The organism is Marinobacter sp., assembly GCF_048259445.1.
Lineage (GTDB): Bacteria > Pseudomonadota > Gammaproteobacteria > Pseudomonadales > Oleiphilaceae > Marinobacter.
In genome coordinates, this window is the sequence record NZ_JBLXHQ010000011.1 from 48,590 (window position 1) to 69,002 (window position 20,413).

Sequence of the window (20,413 nt, forward strand, 5' to 3'; positions counted from 1 at the left end):
TTGTGTTTTGCGAGGCATTGCCATGGCGTCAGGTCTTCCAGTGAAATCGGAGGGGGGAGGTAAAGGGGTCTCGCGGCCTCGGAAAAGATCCCCTTTGTGGTCATAGCAGAAGAGTCGGGGCCGAGACAGGCAAACTATAGTGTAAAATGGCGGCTAGCGGCTTGAGTCTTCTTTACCCACAGAGTTTAACGCTTGCATTTTGCGGGTAACATTGTGGGTAACCATTAGTTATACAAAAATTTAATTATTTACTATCAGACTATTACCGACGTTATTAGCGTGACGCCGTCTCCACCAAATTCAGAACTACCGGGAACCCCCGGACTTCAAAACCTCTCCAAAAGCCCCGCCAGTCGGGGCTTTTTCTTGCCCGGACTGTCTTTGGTGGCCCACGGGACTCCACGTGACTTGAAAATACGTGCTAGCTGTCGTGACTGGATTCGGTCTCAACAATAACGCGATGATAGTTGCCCTCACGCTTTGCTGTGTAATGCCATCCGATCCTTTGACTAAGGGTTGTTGTCAGCTCCAGGCCCAGGCCGTAACCCGTATTTTCAGACGATACCGGGGAAGGATTCTGCGCATCCGGTTCTACCGGGTTGCTGATCGTAACCCTGCCCTCCTTCTGATCGATAACAACAGTCCCCTCCCAGCAGTGCTGATAGGCATTTCGGATCAAGTTGCCGAGAATGATGCGGGCCGGCACCAAAGGTACCGTGCAGCTGTACGGGGAGGTACTAACCTCCGTGGTCACAGGCTTGCCGGCCAAAAGATATGCCATCTCGGCCGACAACTCGCGCACCAGCTCCGACAGATCGACTACATGGGACTGAAGCGGAGTGTCCGGTTCATGGTTCAGCCAAAGCAGCGTCTCGGTTAGGTGCTTCATAGTCAGGCTGGCGCGGTCGATACGATCGACAATGCTCTGCTCGTCTTCGAACCTTTCTCGCTTCTGAGCCAGCTTGCGCTGTAATTCAATATTGGAGCGGATGGTGCTGATCGGTGTCCGGAGTTCATGGCTTGCGTGTCTGAGAAACCGCCGCTCACGGTCTACCGCTTGCTGCACCGAGGAGAGGCTGTTTCGGATAAGTTCCGCCATTTCATTCAGCTCAGGATAAGAAAAATCCGGCACTGGGTCTGAGAGTTTGTCGTTGTCGAGGGAATGAGTCCAGGCTCGCAAGGCAGCCATGGGGCGGGACACATGCCACAGGAGCAGCCAGCCAACGATAGAAACAAAACCAATCACCAGCATACTGACGGTCAGCGTGAACACTCGGTTTTGCCGGGAGGCTTGAGGCAGCACTTCCGAGGTTTGTCGAGGCGTCACTTTCTGGCTCAGGTACAGCGGGCCGTGAGCGGTATCGTCGCGCATCGCAAAGACGATCGACTTCGGGCGGCTGAACCAGGCACTGTTTTCCTGTTTAAGCAATTGGCCAGATTTGCCCGGCCCATTCGGAAAGGCACGAAGGGCATAGGCCGGCAAGTTACTCCACTGCGTTGCAACGTCAAAACCGCTGAACTCTCTGACCTGCCCGCTTTCCCCTGCGCCAATCACCTCACTGAATGTTCGGGCGGCTTTTTCCATATTGCCTGCCATCGCCGCATCCAGCCCCCGGATAAAATGCTCCTTGGCGACCAGAGTATAAGCCGCGACCAGAATGAGCCCCAAAGCGACAAAAGAAGCGATCAGAACGGCTCTGAGGCTAATCCTGTATCTAAACATTTATTTTACCTGCGCCAGGAGGTTTCAAAGCAAAGCCGGCTCCGCTGATGGTGTGCAGCAGCGGTTCGGCAAAGGGGCCATCAATGGCCTTGCGCAGGTTGTAAATATGAACCTTGAGGCTGTTGCTATCGGGGTGGTCATCCCCCCAGGCCGAATCCATTAGTTCTTCACGAGATACCGGAGACGGTGAGGCACGCATCAGGCGTTCGAGCAGGCGCCAGCTCGTGGGCGACAGTTTCAGGGCCTGACCGTTTCGCTGCACGCTCTTCTCACTGAGGTTCATCTGCAGATCACCGCAGGTGAGCTTCTGGATCTGACCGCTGCGCCTGTGTGAAAGCGCCCGGACTCTGGCCAACAGCTCCTCCATTTCAAAGGGTTTGACCAGATAATCATCGGTGCCGGCGTTGAAACCCTGCAGCTTATCGTCAAGCTGGTCGCGGGCTGTCAGCATCAATACGGGGGTATCGTTGCCCTGCTCCCGCAAACGCTGGCAAAGGCCAAGGCCGTCCAGGCGAGGCATATTAATATCCAACAACAGCACGTCGTAGCTGTTTTGTTCGATCAGATTGAGCCCTGCAATACCGTTGCTGACATGGTCACAGATGAACCCTTCCAGCTCCAGGTATTGCACCAACGTCTGAGCCAGGTCGAGATCGTCTTCGGCCAATAACAATTTCAGCATGGATCGGACTCTTGTTTACCTGGCCTCACAGTAAACCAGCGGCGAATATCTGTGAACCTTTCGGTCACGTCGTGCTGAATAGCGACCAGTACAGGTATCAGAATGAGGGTGATGACGGTTGCGAACATAATCCCGTATCCCAATGCAACGGCGGCCGGTATCAGAAACTGTGCCTGTGCTGATGTTTCGAACAGCAGAGGCGCCAGGCCGGCGAAGGTTGTGAATGACGTCAAAAGAACCGCGCGCAGACGGCTCCTGCACGCTTTACTGATCGCTTCAATCTGATGATCTGCATCGGGTTTCAGTTCATTGTATCGAGACACCAGCAAAAGACTGTCATTCACGACAACACCACTGAGCGCAATAATACCATTGAGCGACAGAATGCTGATGGAAAGATCGTTCATCCAGTGCCCCAGGATGGCTCCGACAATTCCGAACGGAATGGCAGTCATGATCAGGACGGGCTGAATGTAGGATTTCAGGGGGATTGCCAGCAGCATGTAGATGACCAGCATGGCGATCATGAACACGTGCACCATAGAGTTCTGTGTTTCTGCCTGCTCCTCCGCTTCACCGGCAAAATTGATATCCAGCCCCGGGTATTGCCGCTCCAGTGTCGGAACCAGATCCTGCTGCAGGTTGGCGACCAGCTCGGAAGCCGACAGAACGTCCTTGTCCACCTCGGCGGAGAGATAAAGTGCCCGCTTGCCGTCAATACGGGTAATGGTATCCCTGGAGTAGCCGTAGGTGACCGTAGCAACACTGGACAGGGGAAGCACCGTGCCGTCGCCTGTGCGAATGCTGGCACTCAGTACGTCCGTCGGGTTTTCCCGGGCACCTTCCGGATAACGGACTTTAACCTCTACTTCGTCGTTATTGCGTTGAAATCGTTGTACCACCTGACCACTGAAGGCCTGAAGCACCTGCTGGGCCAGCGTATCGGTGCTCAACCCCAAAGCTTTGCCCTGAGCGTTCAGTTCCAGGAACAGGCGCGGCTGACTGGCTTCGATGTTATCTTCGATGCCACTGATCGCCGGGATGGTTGCGAGCTGTTCCTTGATATCCCGTCCGGCGGCTGTCAGCAATTCATCATCAGAAGCCCTCAGTTCAATACGAAGTGCGTCTACTGTTTCGCGCCGGCTGGCGACACTGAGGGTGCGCACACCTTCCGGCAGGCCCGCGCTGCGTTTCCATTGGTTGGAAAAGGTATTGATATCGTATGGGGAGTCCGATGCCAGTTCTACCGTGACAGTGCCGGACTGGTCACTTCCGGAAAGTACCTGCAGGTTGGCAATGCCGGTTTTTGCGTCGACGTTGGCGCGCTTGATGAGTTGCTCATCCACTTGATGAGCTTTTTGCTCAAGAGCAAGCAGGGCGGAATGAGTCAGGCCAAAGCTGGCGTCGGTTTCCATGGTGATGTTCGCTCGGACCGTGTCGCCCGGTATGTTCGGAAAAAAACTGGTCCGAACGGTACCGTTGAAAGGCATAGCCATGACCAGTGCAAACAGGGCAATGAATAAGACCAGAACGGCATACCGGTACGCGAGTGCCCAGTCGATAACCGCTTTATAGATCCGGTCGTTGAACCACTGGAGACCGGAATCTGCCCCTTGTTGAATACGGTGCCAAGCTTTGAAGAACAGATTTCGACTGGCCTTGCGATGAGTGTTCAGGTGCGCCAGGTGGGCAGGCAAAATAAGCTTGGACTCCACAATCGACAGCAGCAGGCAGATCGTAACGACAGTGGCAAACTGGGCATAGATCTGCCCCAGCCTACCGCTGAGATTCGACAGAGAATAGAAGGCCACCACGGTGGTAAACACGCCGAAGAGCGTGGGCACCGCCACGCGCAGGGTGCCTCGAATGGTGTTGCGAAGGGTGTCGCCTTCCTGTTTGCGCACGGTGTAAACGCTTTCGCCCACAACCACGGCATCATCCACCACAATTCCCAACGCCATGATGAAACCAAAGGTGGTGAACTCGTTCAGTGAAAGACCGGCAAACCGGTCGCCCATGAGATACAGGGTTCCGAAGAAGATAAATGGCAAACCCATGGATACCCAGAACGCCACAGTCAGGTTCAGGAAGACTGCCAGAAGAACGAACACCATCAAAATGCCGGTCAGTGCGTTGGTGACGAGAAGGTCCAGCCGTTCACTGATAGAGGTGCTCCGGTCGTACCAGCTGGTAAGCTCTACGCCCTGTGGCAGAGCTCCGTTGCCGTGCCATTCTTCGACTACCTGCTTGGCCGCTTCAACCGTCTCGGTGATGTCGTCCAGGCCGGTGGTGATCACTTGCAGAGCAATGCTGTTTTCGCCGGCAAAGCGGGACAGCACCGCGGTATCATCATCGTATGTGTCGTTAATGAAAGCGAGATCACCCAGGGCGACAATCACACCATCGCTGCTGGTGATCAGAGGAATGGCTGCAAATTCTTCTTTCAGATAAGCCTGTTGCGAGGCTTTCAGTTGCAGATAGACCTGTTCATTTTTCAGAACCGCCGTCATGGTGCTGGAGGAGCCCTGATTGATCGCATCCTCGACATCCGACAGGGACAAACCGTAGGCCTGTAAACGCCCCTCATCGATCTCTATCGACATCATGGGGTCAAGCCAACCGGATTTGCTGACCCGGCTGATGTCAGCCTTTGCCAGCAGGTCAGATTTCAGTTCTTCGGCCAGTTGCTGCAGGGTGTGACGGTCGGTTTCGCCATGGAGCTGCAACCAGAGCGAGTGCTCCACCCGTTCCGCTTTTTCAATAACCGGGCTCTTGGCATCGGCCGGGAAGGTGGAAATCGCATCCACTTTGTTTTTTACGTCTCGCAACAACACATCCAGGTCGTAATCACTTTTCTTTTCGATAGTGACTTTTGTGCCGCTGGAGGTAGACGTACTGGTGATGTCAGCAATGCCGTTAACATCTTGCAGCTGTTCTTCGATCTTGATAGCCAGCCCTTCTTCCGACTGCTGTGCTGAGCCACTGTTGTAGGTGACCGAGACAGAAATGCTGTCTGGTTCTGTGCTCGGAAATGCTTCTTTGCGAAGGTCTCCGACCTGGAGAACACCAAGGCCGATCACCAAAATCAGCAGAAGGTTGGCCGCAACCGGGTTATTGGCAAACCAGGGTATGAGGCCCTTGTTCCAGCTTTGATCAGTCATCGGATACCTCCACCGGATTGACGTCCATACCTGGCATGTAGGTGCTCAGCGGATGGGTCAGCACGTTCACGGTTTGGCCGTAAAGCGAGGCCGGTGGTCGTATATAGATGGCCTGTTCGTCACTGGCGACCGGGTCTGCGGAGAACTTGGCCAGAACGCCATTGTTTTCGTACCAGATTTCCCCTCGTTGGCTAAGTGAGGACGACGCCAGGCGCCAGAGATCACTAAGTTCACGGCCCTTAATTTCTGCTCTGAGGAAAGTCCCGGGGGCCAATACGTCGGCTTGCTCCAGTGGCCGATCTACCGCAGCAATCACGGATTGTTGCCGGGTTGTATCATCCAGGTGAAGTTCCGTGCGCTGAATATAGCCGCGCCATTCCTGCCCGGTTTCTACCGACATCAAGGTTACCGGCCACTGCCCTTGATCCAGCAATTCGATACCCGGAAGCTTCTGCCAGTCGAGTTGAGAAATCGGCAAAGAGATCTCGATTCGGTCTGCACTGTAGAGTTCGGCTATGTCGTTCCCGGCCTGCAGGTAACTGCCAGGCGAGACGGTGCGGCTGACAATGAGCGCGTCAAAAGGCGCCCTGACACGGGTTTGTGCCAGGTCTTTTTCAGCACTGGCCACTGCAGCCTCGGCGTTAGCAACCGCTGCTTTAGCTTGCGCCACTTGAGGCTCACGCAGCACCAGAGGAGAATCCGGCTCGCCGGTCATACCGGAAGCCTGCCACTCCACTATTGCCTGCTCCGCTTCTCTTTCGGCCTCAAGCAGATCTAACTGTGTACTGGCCAGATCGTTTTTTGCACTGGCAAGCGCCGCGCGATAATCGCTGTCTTCCAATGTTAAAAGAAGATCGCCCTGGTTCACGATACGCCCAGATTCAAACATGCTTGCGAGTTCCGAAACCTGACCGGAAACCTGAGCGGTGAGTGTCATCTGATATCGCGCCTTGGCCGCACCAAATGCTTCAACGTTAACAACGTGAGACTCTGTAATTACCGGAATAACGCTAACATCCGGTGCAGTAAGGTTACCCTCCTTCGCGGGCAGAGGCCGGTTTTCCTGGTCCTGGAGTTTCTGGCCGTTATAAACGAATACACTGATCAGCACGCCGATGGCGGCCAACAAAACAAGCCATTTTGCGTATGGTCGGATCATGACTGATCGGTCTCCTTGATGCCCAGCCCCAGTGCAAGCCCGAGTGTGATTCGGTTGCTCAGACGCTCGTAGATTAAGTCGTTAAGTTGTGATTCCAGATCAAAGGTCTGCCGTTGCACTTCGAGTAGGTCGAGTACAGAAACCAGACCATTCCGGTATTTCTGCTGGTACTGCTCATAGTTGCGGCGGGCACTCAGCAATGCGCTGTCTATCTGCTGTTGCTGTTTGGCCAGGCTTGATTCCTGGCCGATTGCATTTTCAACTTCCTGCACGGCGTTCAGTAAAGTTTCCCGGTATGCCTGATAGCTCCTGGCTGTGGTCAGTTCGGCGGCTTCCGCATTGGCTTTCAGCTCACCGCCACGAAACAAAGGCGCCGTTAATTGACCGAGCAATGACCACACCGGATTTCTCAACAGAGCTTCGCTTGGCGATGTTCCTGTGTCGCTCAGGGCCGCTTCCAGGCTGATCGATGGCAGCATGTCTTTGTAGGCAACAGACGTACGAAAGTCGCTTGCTTCTATGGCCAGATAGGCCGCTTTCAGGTCTGGTCGGCGCTGTAACGTCTGGTCGGCCAGGCCGGCAAGGGGCAAAAAAACTTGCGGGTAGTCGGCGGCAATGGCCGTGCTGCCATAACTCCGGCCGAGCAACAGGTTCAAAGCTCTTTGTTGCTGCTGCAGGGATTCCTGAGTTGCAATCAACGAGGCTCTGGCACTGGCTGCGGAGGTTTGGGCACTGTCGAGGTCCTCAAGGTCACCCAAACCAGAGCGGTAGCGCTGAAGAATCCACTGCTCGTTTTTTTCCAGCAGTTCCACGCGCTGTTTCTCGATGGCAACGGATCGATTCAGGTTAACCAGCTTCAACCAGCCCTGCATGACCTCGGCTGAGAGCGTATCCCGGGCAGCCTGGTAAAGAGCCAGCTGTTCGGCGACATCGCTTGCGGCGGCCGATGCTTGATCAGAAATCTTTTGCCACAGATCCAGTTCCCAACTGATGCTGATGCTTCCGGTGTAGGCGGTATCGAGATCTTCCGTTTTATTTGCGCCGAATCCAGCCTCGACGTCTGGGAGTTGATCTGCCTGAGTTGCCCGGTATTGAGCCCGGAGAATTTCGAGAGAGAGCAGTGTTTGCCCAAGATCCGGGTTGGCCACGTGCGCTTCGGCAATCAGCGCGTCCAGGTCACGGCTGGTCACCAGCTCATTCAGATAGGCTGTTTCGGAACCCACTCCCAGCTCAGACCAGGAGACAACGCTCTGACGCTCGGAATCGGCCTGGGCCAGATAATCCGGGCTCGTGGACAACGAACTGCAGCCGGCAGCAGACAGGCAGAACAGGACAATCGGTAATGCTTTCAAGCAGGGGAAGCGACACATAAACAAAAACCCAATCGGGCGCAGTTGAATCTGCGGTAAGCGACTGGGTTCAGAGTATCTAAAGGCTGGTTAAGGGAAGGTTAAGGTCTTCCTGAATTCATCGAGATGGAAAAGCATACCCACCGCATTTATGATTGCGAACAGCTGAGCCTTGAGGGGCGCCGCCCCCGGGCGGCTTTTTAATTGCCTGAAACAACGCCAAAGAGTAATCCTCTCGATCGTTGGCTCCGAAGGCCAGTTTCAGGTTCATTGATAGCGCTCCGGCTGCGAGAACCGTGTGCCGCCGGAACCGGAATTTAGTTGCTCTATAGAAATCGGTGCGCCCTCACCGTCAAGTTCCACCAGGCCGATTCCGGCATTATTCCAGAGTCTCTCCCCTGCTTCACGGCCTTTGGGTATGCGCGGAGTCACGCGCATACGCCTTCGCTTGGTAAACCAGTTAAGTGGCGACCAGGGCGCATAGAGCCAGCGATTCATCCGATCCAGCCACTCCAGAAGCGTATGCGGAAACTCGTTCTTGATACCGCTGCTGGTGATCTGCCAGATTCGCGGCCGGTCTGGCCGGTGCCGGAGGCGCACATCGTAGGCAAAAGAATAATGGACGTCGCCGGACAGTATCACGAAGTTTTCCGGCGTACGTGAATGGCGGAAGATGTTCAGCAGCACACTGGCGGCACCGCGGTGCGCCATCCAGTTTTCCGCATCAACCACTAGAGGTTTGCCAAAAAAAGTAAACGCGCTCTGAATGGACTCAATCAGTTTTACACCAAACATGGGCGCTGGGGAGACAACAATCACGGCCTTCTGATCAATGATATCCTGCTGGAACTCGGTGAGTGCTTCCCAATCCATTAGCCCTGACGGGCGGGCCCGATTAAGCTCGCTGCGCCAGCGTCGGGTGCGTGAATCCAGCACCACAATTCTGGGCGAGGTGTTCAACGAGTAGTGCCAGTTCTGGAATTGCAGAAGGTCATCAATGAGCGCATTTTGCCGGGACTGATCAAACACAGCGCCATCCCCCGCTGATTCTGAAAGCGCCTGAATGGCTGGCAGGATATCGCCGAAGGCATCAGGGTTATTTCCCCATCCCTGGCAAAGCAGATAGGCAATCAGCGCATTCCCCACAATACGCCGAGAAAATGGGTGCTCGTAAGTCGTTTCTTCCCACAATGCAGACAGGTTCCAGTCATCCGTAACGTCATGATCATCAAAAATCATGTAGTTCGGGATATGTGCCATTGCCCGTGAGGCGCGAGAGAGTCCGGCGACAAACCCGTCAATCACTACATGTTGGCTCTGATAGGTGTTCGCGTCCTCCAGGGGCAATGCCGGTTGCTCCTGATCGATCAGGCGCCAACATACCGGCGACCAGACCAGCAGATACATGGCCATGACTTCGCTGAGGGAAATCAGGTGATTTTGGGCATTCGCCGTGGTAAACACTGGTTTCCTGGCACCACCAAAGAAACGCTCAGTCAGGGCTTCATTGCTCTGAACATCCGGCAAAAGCTTTTCCCGGTGGAAATAGGTATCCGGGTTATCCCGCAGCTCCTTACTGTCGCTGACCACGCTTCCGGTGAGAAGCTCGTCGTAAAGACCAAGACAGTCAATCAGCTTATGGATAGCCCGAAGCGTGGGGCCTGCGACATCGTCGGCATAGATCTGATCGCCGGTCATCATCATAAGGGCCGGTCGTTTTCCACTATCACCCTGTGTCTCGAGGAGCAATTCGTCGGCTCGCACCAAGCCGTCGGCCGCAGAGGAGTGCGGCCGACGGCAAGACCCATGCATGAGTCGATCCACCCTATCTTTGATAACAAAGTCAGGCCGGTTTGTGCCGGGCATGCAAAGGTGTGGCGCCCAGTCCGCTATCCAGGATTCTTGATGGTCATCCGGGGCGTTCGACACAGAGACAGATACGCCGAGGTCATACCCAATACGGGTGCTTGAGGGAAAGGCATCGTCAAGCTTAAGATCAATCAAGTGCAAACAGGCTGAGGTGCCAAAACGAACCCTGATGACGTCCTTTCCTGTTAAGACACGGTCAAACCACGGCTCATTTGAAGTCTCCTGGTAAAGCCGCATCCTTAGAGTCAGCGAAGAAGACCCAACAAGCCAAAGAGTTAATCTATCGAAAGTAGTGTGCCTGAGAATTGGCCCCGCCAACACTGGCGGCAAAGATGACAAAGACCGCTCAATCATTGATTTCCCCTAACACACCTTTATGGTTTATCACCGTTCCGATTCTAACCAATACACGGGACAGATTTAGCTTTTAACACTATATCTGATACAAATAGACCTCAAACCGCATAGTTGAACCTGTACTGGTTTCCAGCAATCCTCAATGCAGAGCTGGTTGGAGGCGTAATGAAGTCTCTCTCAAATACAGGGTTTGCCCTCTTTGGTGCAGCGCTGATAGCGATCAGCTACGGGCTCGCGCGCTTCGCCTTTGGGCTTTTTGTACCCCTATCCGGGCCGCACTGGGTCTGACGCCGGTCGCGGATGAAGCTGAAAACCCTTAGCAGACCTCTGGTTGAACAAAGTTGTCCCGGTTTTTGGAAGGCTCCCAATCCGGTAGCTTCCGCCAAAATCCCCAGGAGTTAAGGAGATTCACGAATGTCGATACTGATTACCGGAGCCAACCGCGGCATAGGCAGCGCCTTGGCCGCAGAATGGCAAAAGTCAGGTGAAACGGTCATTCAAACCGCCCGGAACTCCCCAGGCATGGAGCCGCTCGATGTCGCCGACCCCGCCAGCATCACGCAATTCGCACAACGCCTCAACGGCAGACCAATCTCCACCCTGGTATGCAATGCCGGCGTTTCTCTGGATAAATTCGACGATCTGGAAACGGGGTACGCACCGGAAGACTGGGCGCAATCCTTTGCCGTTAATGTAACCGGTGTCTTCCTGATGGTTCAGGCGATGCTGCCCAACCTGCGCGCCAGTCGGGACGCCGGCGGGGCCTCTAAAATCGCCATTATTGCCAGCCAGATGGGATCGCAGAACTCGCCGGTCGGTAACCGGTTTATTTACCGCGCCTCGAAAGCCGCGGCTATCAACCTGGGGCGCAACCTTGCGGTTAGTCTTGAAAGCGAAGGCATCGCTGTAGGCATCTATCATCCGGGCTGGGTGGCAACCGATATGGGAGGCGATTCAGCGGATCTGACTCTCGACGAAGCCATACCTGGGCTGCGGAATCAGATTGATGCGCTGGAACTACCTGAAACCGGGTGTTTTAAATCCTGGGACGGAACAGACTGCGAGCTGTGAACGCCCGGCAGGCGAAGTCAGTCAGCGCCCTGCTGCAACTTCTCAAGCAAAAATGCCTGCATCGCCTGTGCAGCGGGTGCCAGCGTCCGGTTGGCCGCTTTGACCAGGCCTATGCGGCGCACCACCTCCGGCTCGTGCAGCGGAATAAAACGCAGAGTATCGTTGTGTTCCGGAAAGGCCAACTGTGGCAGCGTCGTGATACCTGCGCCGGCTTCAAGCATGGCAATCAGTGAAATCATGTTGGAGATATAAAAGTCGCTGTTCTCCACCAGCCCTGCCGCTGCCGTGTTCATCAGCAGCCGGGAAGTGCCATTGCGTATCAGCTTCTCACCCTGCAAACTGCGCCAGTCCAGTGTCGTCCGGGTTGCGAGAGGGTGGTCCTGACGGCATACAACGCCGATCTTGTCCTCAAACAAATGCGCATACTCCAGATCTTCCTCACTTTGCCAAAGGCTGGTGATGCCCAGATCAACTTCACCATGCGCCACCATCTGGCACACATAGTGAGCGTTTTCATCGTGCAGGCTGATGTTTATATCCGGGAAGCGGGCGATGAACTCTGCCAGAAAAGCCGGCATGATGCGGCTGGCCACAGATGGCACCGTGGCTATGTGTATGTGTCCCTGCGCGCCGTCTGCGTGACTGATCACGTCCTTCGCCATCCGGTCGTGTTGGCCAACCAGGTCACGGAACCGCGGTATGCAGTATTCACCAAAGGGCGTGAGCCTGTTTTTCGAACCGCGCTCGAAAAGGTTTTGACCGAGGCGTTGCTCCAGTTCACGCACCGCCATGGAAAGCGCTGGCTGCGTTCTGTGCAGGCGCCTGGCAGCACCGTGAAAGCTTCCTTCCTCGACAACCGTAATGACGTACCGCAACTGCTGGATTTTCAGATCTGACATCACGCGCTCCGATCAATAAATATCACTTATCATTTAATCTTTATTATTGATTATTCTTATTATGGCACCTTCGTTACCATGAGGGCATCGTAATAAGGAGACAGTCATGACCAATTCTCACCCGCTTTATATCAATGGCCAATGGGTAACCGGCGACACCCGCATCACTAACGTCAATCCGTCAGATCTCAGTGACGTTATTGGCGAGTTCGATCAGGCCAGCGCCCAACAAACCAACGAAGCCATAAGCGCGGCGCAAAGCGGTTTCGCGCAGTGGAGCAAAAGCGGCCTTGAACAACGCTACACCATTCTGATGGCAATTGGCGACGAGCTGATTGCCCGTAAGGACGAGCTGGGCGAGCTGCTGTCCCGCGAAGAAGGCAAGCCATTGGCCGAAGGCAAGGGTGAGGTCTACCGTTCCGGCCAGTTTTTCCACTATTACGCGGCAGAGGTGCTACGCCAGATTGACGAGCGCGCAGATTCGGTTCGGCCGGGCGTGGAAATCGATATTCGCCGAGAGCCGCTGGGTGTCGTAGGTGTGATCAGCCCCTGGAATTTCCCGATGGCTACCGCTGTGTGGAAAATCGCACCGGCACTGGCCTTCGGTAACGCGGTCGTCTTCAAGCCCGCCAACCTCGTACCCGCCAGCGCATGGGCGCTAACGGAAATTATCAGCAAACAGGATCTGCCGGCAGGCACCTTTAATCTGGTGATGGGCTCCGGTGGTGAAACCGGAGAAGCCCTGATCAACAGCCCGCACGTGCAGGCCATTACCTTTACCGGTTCACTTGAAGTGGGCCGCAGGGTCGCCGCGGCCACCGTCGGCAACCTGGTGAAGTGCCAGCTTGAAATGGGCTCGAAGAATGCCCTGATCGTACTCGACGATGCCGATATTGATCTTGCCGTAGAAGCCGCCTTTAACGGTGCCTATTCCGGAAGCGGACAGAAGTGCACCGCATCTTCCCGACTGATCGTAACCGATGCTGTTCATGATGAGTTCGTTGCAAAACTGACAGGCAGGCTTGAGCAGGCCAAAGTTGGCCACGCGCTTGAAGCCGGCGTGCAGATCGGCCCCATTGCCGACAAGCGCCAACTGGACTCCAACATGGCATGGATTGAGCGCGCCAAGGCCGACGGCGCTACCCTTGCCTTTGGTGGTTCTCGCGTTGAAACCGCAACCGATGGGTATTACATGGCGCCGGCGTTGTTCACTGACACCACCAACGAGATGGCTATCAACCGTGACGAAGTCTTCGGCCCCATCGCCTGCGTGATACGTGTTGCCGATTATGAAACCGCGCTGACCACGCTGAATGACACTCAGTACGGACTTACTGCGGGGATCATCACCAACTCTCTCAAACTCGCATCCGATTTCAAAGCGCGGGCTCAGACCGGTTGCGTGATGGTAAACCTGCCGACCGCCGGCACCGATTACCACGTGCCTTTCGGCGGCCGCAAAAACTCCAGCTTCGGCCCCCGCGAGCAGGGCCAGTATGCCCGCGAGTTCTATACCGTTGTTAAAACCTGCTACGTGCGGGCCTGATGTGAGGGCCAATGCCATGCTGACTATTGATGGACTCCAGTACTCCAACTGGTCCCGTGAAATCTTTGAGCAGATGCGCGCAGGTGGCGTATCTGCCGTGCACGCCACGCTGGTGTACCACGAGAACACCCGGGAAACCCTGTCGCGCTTTGGCGACTGGAACCGGCGTTTTGAACAACACAGTGATCTGATCATGCCGGTCTATGAGGCCGCAGACATCGAGCGCGCCCGTGAAAGTGGTCGCGTGGGCGTATTTTTCGGCGCGCAGAACTGCTCTCCCATTGAAGACGACATCGACATGATTGCGGTGATGCGTCGCCTCGGGCTGATGATCATGCAGCTGACCTACAACAACCAGAGCCTGTTGGCGACTGGCTGTTACGAATCCGACGACACCGGCATTACCCGGTTCGGGCGACAGGCAATTGAGGAAATGAACCGGGTGGGCATGATCATCGACATGTCACACAGCTCGGAAAGGTCCACTCTGGATGCAATAGAGCTCTCCAGCCGGCCGGTGATTATTTCCCACGCAAATCCCGCATCTTTTCACCCTGCGAAACGTAACAAGTCTGACAGGGTGCTGAGAGCCATCGCCGAAAGCGGCGGTCTGCTGGGGTTTTCGGTTTACCCATTCCACCTCAAAGACGGGCCAGACTGCACGCTGGAGAGTTTTTGCAACATGGTGGCCGATACCGCCGACCTTATGGGCATCGACCACATTGGTATTGGAACTGATTTGTGTCAAGGTCAGCCCCGCTCTGTGCTGGAGTGGATGCGTAACGGTCGATGGTCGAAGCAAATGGACTACGGCGAAGGCGACAAAAACAATGCCGGCTGGCCTGAACCACTTGCGTGGTTTCAGGACAATCGCGACTTCCCGGCAATTATTGAGGGGCTTCGGAACAAAGGATTTTCCGAAACAGAGGTAGAGAAAATCATGGGCCTGAACTGGCTGAATCAACTGGAAAGCGGCACCCGGACACTGAGCTGAGCGTACATGGCGACAGTGAAAAACAACGGGGCCCTAACTTAAAGGTAAGCGTTATGAAGAATAACAACCTCAAGCCGGGTGGTGACTATTCCATCGCCCAGCTTGGCGATCCGGTGGTACTGGCGCTCAGCGTGGGTTTCATTGTTTTGTTCGTTGGTTTCTCGTTGTTCGATCTCAAAGCCGTGGCCGATCTTATTGGTAACGGCTTTGCCTGGACCGCCAAAGTGTTTGGCACCTACTTTCAGATGCTGCTACTGGCAACTTTTTTTATTGCTATCGGGCTGGCCTGCACGCCGGCTGCAAGAGCCAAGATAGGTAATCTGGACAAGCCGGAAATGAGCACGTTTCGCTGGCTATCAATAATAATGTGCACCCTGCTTGCGGGAGGCGGCGTGTTTTTTGCTGCTGGCGAGCCGATTTATCATTTTGTTGTTACACCACCGGCCTTCACTTCAGAGCCCGGCACTGCAGCCGCAGTTTCCCATGCTCTGGCACAATCGTTCATGCACTGGGGTTTCCTGGCATGGGCCGTTCTGGGCACACTGGCAGCCATTGTGCTAGCCCACGCCCACTACGTTAAGGACAAGCCACTGCAGCCAAGAACACTGCTTTACCCGGTATTCGGTGAGCGTGTAATGAGCGGCTGGCTGGGCAGTGTTGTCGATGCCTGCTGCGTTATCGCGGTAGTTGCGGGGACCGTTGGCCCTATCGGATTTCTGGCTACCCAAATGAGCTTCGGGCTCAGCGAACTCTTCGGTCTGGCCGACGGCCTGGGCACGCAAATGGCCATTCTGGTGGTTCTCGCCATTATTTACGTAACCTCTGCGGTTACCGGCATTCACCGTGGCATCCAGTTCCTGAGCCGGTTGAATGTGTTCCTGGCGCTGGCAGTTGCCGCCATCATTTTCATCTTCGGCCCAACCCTGTTCCTGACCAACACCTACTTTCAGAGCATGGGGCAGTACATGTCCTCCTTTATGGAAATGGCGACCATGACCGCTGAAACCGCCCCCGGCTGGTGGATGAAGTGGTGGACGGTGTTCTTCTTTGCCTGGTTTATCGGTTATGCACCGCTGATGGCGATCTTCGTTGCCCGCATCTCCCGCGGCAGAAGCATCCGCGACATGATCCTGGCGGTAGCTGTGATGGCACCTGTAGCCACCACCATCTGGTTCACCTTGTTGGGCGGCTCCGGCATCTACTACCAGATGACTGACGTGATCGATCTCACGGAAGCCCTGAACAACTTCCGCTTCGATGTGGCCACACTCACGGTTGCCCAGGCTCTTCCGGGCGGCGCGTTCATGGCACTGGCTATACTGGTACTGACCACCATTTTTGTGGCGACCACTGGCGACTCCATGAGCTACTCCATTGCGGTTGTAAGCTCAGGCCACGATGCACCGAACACCTTCGTGCGTGCGTTCTGGGGCCTGGCGATGGCAGGCATGGCGGCGATTCTCCTTTACATGGGAGCAGGCCAGATAAGCGTACTTCAGCAGTTTATTGTAATAACGGCGATTCCCGTTTCACTGGTTCTTTTGCCCTCACTTTGGCTTGGCCCTAAAGCGGCGTATGCCATGGCGCGGGAGCAGAAGCTCATATCCTAGCAACCTGAAAATAACGGCCTGACAAAAACAAACTGAACAGGCAAGGGTGACATCATGATTTCAGCAACCTCTGCATCCGCACCGAACAACCTGCGCCCGGCAAGCGAGGTTATGAAGCTGGAACGACTTGGCAGCATGTTTGCCAGCAGGCTCAGCTTTGTAAGATCGCTGATGCGAAAAATGATCACTGAACGTTGGCAGATTACGAACACGGTGTTTGATCTGGATTCCAGGGGCCACGGCCTTGCGGTCTACCGCATCACGACACCCGGTCACTGCTACCACTGTGTGATTTTTTCCCGGGACCTGGCACCGGAGCAACGCTCCGACCGGGTGATCGCAGAAGCCTGGGATGTCACTTTTGCCCTGGTTGAAGGTGAAGTAGAAAGCTTTTTGCTGGAACAGATGGCTGCCAACGTGCCTTTGCAGGAGGCCGGCCGGCAGCTTCCGAGAGTTATCGTGCTCTCCCGCGCCAACAAAAGCCTGCGTAACTTCAGCCAGTTTGCGGCCTCGCTGGCGGCCGGCCAACAGCCGGATCCGGCCTGGCTGACCGCGGTGGGCTACCTTTACAGAACAACCGCAGTCTATGGCAACGGCAAGTTCGGCATGGCCGACTTCGCTCGGCTTGAGCGCAATCCGGACTTCAACCGTCCGTTTGCGGCTCAAATGCTCGCCGTCTATGTGCTGCGCCAGTTCTCGATTCAACAACTTAACCACCTTGCCAAAGTGCAGGCGCCAGAACAGGCTGTACCCTTGCACCCTGAGCTACAACGCTATCTGGGTGTTGGCAACTCGACAGGTCTGGGTATGGCGCCCTTCCTGATCAATCATCCGCAACTGATTCAGCAGTGGGTTTACGGTAGAGAGCGTGCACTCGCGAGCGCACGACAGCAACCTGCCAATGAGCAAACTCATACGAAGCTGCGAGCGCTGATGGCACGCGCCCTCAAGCACCTGCAACAGACAAGAACAGAAGATACAGACCAAACACTCCGTAATCAGGAAACCATCGGCTCTGTGGTCGAGGTCATCGACTGGCTGGACCGCACCCCGGCTCACCATGCCCTGTACGAAGAGCTTATCAACTGGGCCCTGACGCACTGTTCCCTGGAAGCCCAGGAGCTCATCAACACCATGCTGATAGAGCTTTACCCGGAATTACTGGGTGGCCTTGAAGACGAACTCGGCTGCCGTGAATCCATGGATTTGCAGCCGGACATGAAAGCCCGGCAACTGAAAGATCTGATCGACCGGAAGTTCAGCTGGGCCCTGACTTACCGCGAAGACTGCCCGGAGGATAATTACTGGTTCTGGTATCGCTCCGCCGAAAAAGAAGAGCCAAGGCTAGGCATCCGCGGAACCGAGTCGGGAGCTGAAAAAGAAACGGCCCTGGCGGTTGGCCCCCGGATCAGCCGCTGCCACGCAAAGCTCGAGCGTTTTCTGGAGCGCAGCCCAAACGCTATGGTGGTGGAGTTTCTTATGGCACACCCCGAGCAAAAAGAGTGCGTGCGCCGGATTCAGACCATGGGCGACACACCCTATGGCGAAATCCGGGCGAACCTCTGGCACCGCAACATGAAGCCAATGCACCTGCTGAGAACCAAGCTGTCGTTCTTTGGCGCCAGCCGGTTTGATCCGAAATCCGACCGCTGGGTGCGCATTACTCTGTTTCAGGGAGCACCTTTACCCTCCGAGCTGAGTAACCCCGAACTGCCACCGGAGCAACTGGATGACTGGGGATTCCCCCTGGAACCCATGATCGCAGCCGGCGAAAACGATCAGGTTCTGCGAGGTGACGCACAGTGAAAGTTTCATTCAACGAACTGCAGGGGCTGTCCCGAAAAGCATTCAGTGGTATCGGGTTTGACGAGGGCGATGCCAATGATGCCGCAGACGTCGTCGCCTGGATGGAAGCGCATGGGCTCGACGGCATTACGGCGCTTCAAAAGGGCCTGGATTTTCTGCTCAACGAAGACAAATCACAGCCACCTGAGCTTATCTATCAGGATGCGGATTTATGCGTCATGGATGCTCACAATAAAACGATATTGGGTCATGCCAGCCTGGCAATTGAACTGGGCTACGCGAAATGCCGGGCCCGGGGGCTTTCGGTAACCAAAATCCGCCACTGCCACAATCGCATGCTGATTGTGGGGTACCTGTCACGCATTGCCCGTCGCAATATGAGCGTAACGGCGTTCTGGCGCAACGCCCATGAACCTTTGACAGAAATTCTGGTGAGTTTTAAGTCGGGTGACGCCGAGCCGGAGATCTGCATGTACAGCCTGCCATCAACCCCGGACGACACCGAGCCTAATAATGGCATTACGCTGGTCATGGTGAACCATGTAAACCTGTTACCCGATATAAAACCGGACGCGCCTCTGAACAATCTTTTGCGACAGGATCGTGACGCCATGGCAAGCTGGCATGAACGCTCCCTGGTTGAAGGGATCGAAGTAGACACGGCGCTTTGGGAGCGACTTAAAACCCTGGCCACAAAAATGCTGGTGGAAGCTTCCGACGACTCGCGCCAGGGTGCTGGCGCTGGCACAAATGACAACGATTGAGGACACACAAATGAATCCCTACCCGGTCAATACAGGTTTACCCGCTTCCAAGTCTCCTCTGGCCTGGGCCACTGTGGGCAATGGCATTTTATTTACAGCACAGATTCCCATTGATGCTGAAGGCAAGGTTGTTGATGGTGGAATCGAGCCACAGATCATCCAGACTCTGGCTAACCTGAAACACACTCTGGAAAGCGCCGGAAGCCGCGTATCCGATCTCACTCAGGTTGTTATCTACGTAACCGATCGGGAACACCTTGCCACCGTCAATCGTGTGTATGCAGATTTCGTATCAGAGCCCTTTCCCAACCGGGCAGCGATTATTGTGTCCGGATTCGCCCGGGAAGAAATGCTGGTAGAAATTCTCGCCTACGCGGTTGTGCCCTCATCCGAAAGCCACTACCCATATTAACGTTTCGGCTTTATCTGATGATAACAGCCGGTAAGCTTGCTATCTTTAACCCGAATCGCATTTGATTTGCCCTCCTGAAGCTTTCTGGCTTCGGAGGTGCTCTGTCTGCAAGGATCCGGTGTTATGTCCAGCAAAGCCAAACAATCCCAGAAACTGCTGTTGTTCAGACTGTCGGGCACTCGTCTGTTCGGGATTGGCACGCTGAAAATTCGTGAGATATTGCCTTACAAACCGCTTACCAAACTACCCCACAGTCACCATGCCGTTGTTGGAACAACCAGCTTCCGCGGCTCCGCAGTGCCGGTGATTGATATGGCAGCAGCGGTTGGCTATCCGGCTTTAACTCAAGAAGAGCTGCAGAAATCGTCAATCATCATCACTGATGTCCAGCGCCAGGAAACCGGATTTCTGGTGCGCGGCGTGCAGAAAATCATCGAAACAGACTGGAAGAAAGTAAAGGCGCCACCTGCAGCTCTGGGAGACAAGGCCTTCATAACAGGCTTACTGGACGCAGAAGGCGATATCATTCAATTGCTGGACGTCGAGCTGTTACTGGCGAATGTCTATCCCGACTCCCTTGATACCGGTGATGTCGTTCTCACGGATGTGCAGAGCGAAACCCTGAGAGCTCTGAACATTCTTCTCGTAGATGATTCCCGCGTTGCCCGTAAGCAGCTGTGCGACGTGCTGGACGCAAAGGATATCCCCTACCAGGTCACCACCAACGGTGACGAAGCGCTGCAGGTTCTTCTCAAGGACAGCGAACTCGGGCAGCCGGTTGATATTCTGGTGAGCGATATCGAGATGCCCGGGCTGGATGGCTACGAGCTGACATTCGATGTGCGGGACAACGGGGCGCTGAAGCAGCCCTACATCATTCTGCACACATCTCTGAACAGTGAGATGAGCCTCAGCTACGCCAATCAGGTAGGCGCCAATGAGGCTCTTACCAAGTTTGACGCGGATGAGCTGTTGCATGCCATATTAAGGGGTGCGAACCGGCCGGAATAG

15 protein-coding genes are annotated in these 20,413 nt (G+C 55.1%); 8 read left to right on the top strand and 7 right to left on the bottom strand.

What is annotated here, in order from left to right:
• Positions 1-421: 421 nt before the first annotated feature.
• From ACN0RL_RS09825 to ACN0RL_RS09850, 6 genes are all read right to left on the bottom strand, one after another.
• The gene (locus tag ACN0RL_RS09825; RefSeq protein ID WP_417516192.1) at positions 422-1,723 is read right to left on the bottom strand and encodes a sensor histidine kinase; all 1,302 of its coding nucleotides are present in this window, start codon (positions 1,721-1,723) and stop codon (positions 422-424) included.
• A complete protein-coding gene (locus ACN0RL_RS09830) occupies positions 1,716-2,405 on the bottom strand; it encodes a response regulator transcription factor (protein ID WP_417516194.1) in 690 nt (229 codons plus the stop codon). Before ACN0RL_RS09830 ends, ACN0RL_RS09825 begins: the two co-directional genes overlap by 8 nt.
• Positions 2,399-5,566: an efflux RND transporter permease subunit gene (locus ACN0RL_RS09835; protein WP_417516196.1), complete on the bottom strand. Its 3,168-nt coding sequence runs from the start codon at positions 5,564-5,566 to the stop codon at positions 2,399-2,401. The genes ACN0RL_RS09830 and ACN0RL_RS09835 overlap by 7 nt, the downstream gene beginning before the upstream one ends.
• Positions 5,559-6,725: an efflux RND transporter periplasmic adaptor subunit gene (locus ACN0RL_RS09840; protein WP_417516198.1), complete on the bottom strand. Its 1,167-nt coding sequence runs from the start codon at positions 6,723-6,725 to the stop codon at positions 5,559-5,561. Before ACN0RL_RS09840 ends, ACN0RL_RS09835 begins: the two co-directional genes overlap by 8 nt.
• Positions 6,722-8,023, bottom strand: coding sequence for a TolC family protein (locus tag ACN0RL_RS09845; protein WP_417516200.1), 1,302 nt, complete (start codon positions 8,021-8,023; stop codon positions 6,722-6,724). The genes ACN0RL_RS09840 and ACN0RL_RS09845 overlap by 4 nt, the downstream gene beginning before the upstream one ends.
• 318 nt (positions 8,024-8,341) lie before the next feature.
• Complete coding sequence (locus tag ACN0RL_RS09850) at positions 8,342-10,297, bottom strand: alkaline phosphatase family protein (RefSeq protein ID WP_417516202.1); 1,956 nt, start codon at positions 10,295-10,297, stop codon at positions 8,342-8,344.
• Positions 10,298-10,714: 417 nt separating this feature from the next.
• Between ACN0RL_RS09850 and ACN0RL_RS09855 the strand changes: the two genes are divergently transcribed.
• Positions 10,715-11,371, top strand: coding sequence for an SDR family NAD(P)-dependent oxidoreductase (locus ACN0RL_RS09855; protein WP_417516204.1), 657 nt, complete (start codon positions 10,715-10,717; stop codon positions 11,369-11,371).
• Positions 11,372-11,388: 17 nt separating this feature from the next.
• Here ACN0RL_RS09855 and ACN0RL_RS09860 read toward each other — a convergent pair whose 3' ends face one another.
• Positions 11,389-12,270, bottom strand: coding sequence for a LysR family transcriptional regulator (locus ACN0RL_RS09860; protein WP_417516206.1), 882 nt, complete (start codon positions 12,268-12,270; stop codon positions 11,389-11,391).
• A gap of 106 nt (positions 12,271-12,376) precedes the next feature.
• On the opposite strand from ACN0RL_RS09860, the gene ACN0RL_RS09865 reads away from it, so the two are divergent.
• The 7 genes from ACN0RL_RS09865 to ACN0RL_RS09895 all read left to right on the top strand — a co-directional run bounded on the left by ACN0RL_RS09865 (position 12,377) and on the right by ACN0RL_RS09895 (position 20,413).
• Positions 12,377-13,816 carry an aldehyde dehydrogenase family protein gene (locus ACN0RL_RS09865; protein WP_417516208.1) on the top strand — a complete coding sequence of 480 codons (1,440 nt, stop codon included), beginning with the start codon at positions 12,377-12,379 and terminating at the stop codon, positions 13,814-13,816.
• Positions 13,817-13,832: 16 nt separating this feature from the next.
• Positions 13,833-14,810, top strand: a complete 978-nt coding sequence (locus ACN0RL_RS09870) for a dipeptidase (protein WP_417516210.1) — start codon at positions 13,833-13,835, stop codon at positions 14,808-14,810.
• Positions 14,811-14,863: 53 nt separating this feature from the next.
• Positions 14,864-16,420: a BCCT family transporter gene (locus ACN0RL_RS09875; protein ID WP_417516212.1), complete on the top strand. Its 1,557-nt coding sequence runs from the start codon at positions 14,864-14,866 to the stop codon at positions 16,418-16,420.
• Between the two features lie 54 nt (positions 16,421-16,474).
• A complete protein-coding gene (locus ACN0RL_RS09880) occupies positions 16,475-18,226 on the top strand; it encodes a hypothetical protein (RefSeq protein ID WP_417516214.1) in 1,752 nt (583 codons plus the stop codon).
• Positions 18,223-18,990, top strand: coding sequence for a DUF3726 domain-containing protein (locus tag ACN0RL_RS09885; protein WP_417516216.1), 768 nt, complete (start codon positions 18,223-18,225; stop codon positions 18,988-18,990). Before ACN0RL_RS09880 ends, ACN0RL_RS09885 begins: the two co-directional genes overlap by 4 nt.
• Positions 18,991-19,000: 10 nt before the next feature.
• Entirely contained in the window at positions 19,001-19,402 is a 402-nt protein-coding gene (locus tag ACN0RL_RS09890) for a RidA family protein (protein WP_417516218.1), read from the top strand.
• Between the two features lie 123 nt (positions 19,403-19,525).
• Positions 19,526-20,413 (top strand): chemotaxis protein, encoded by an 888-nt coding sequence (locus ACN0RL_RS09895; RefSeq protein ID WP_417516220.1) that lies wholly within the window; start codon positions 19,526-19,528, stop codon positions 20,411-20,413.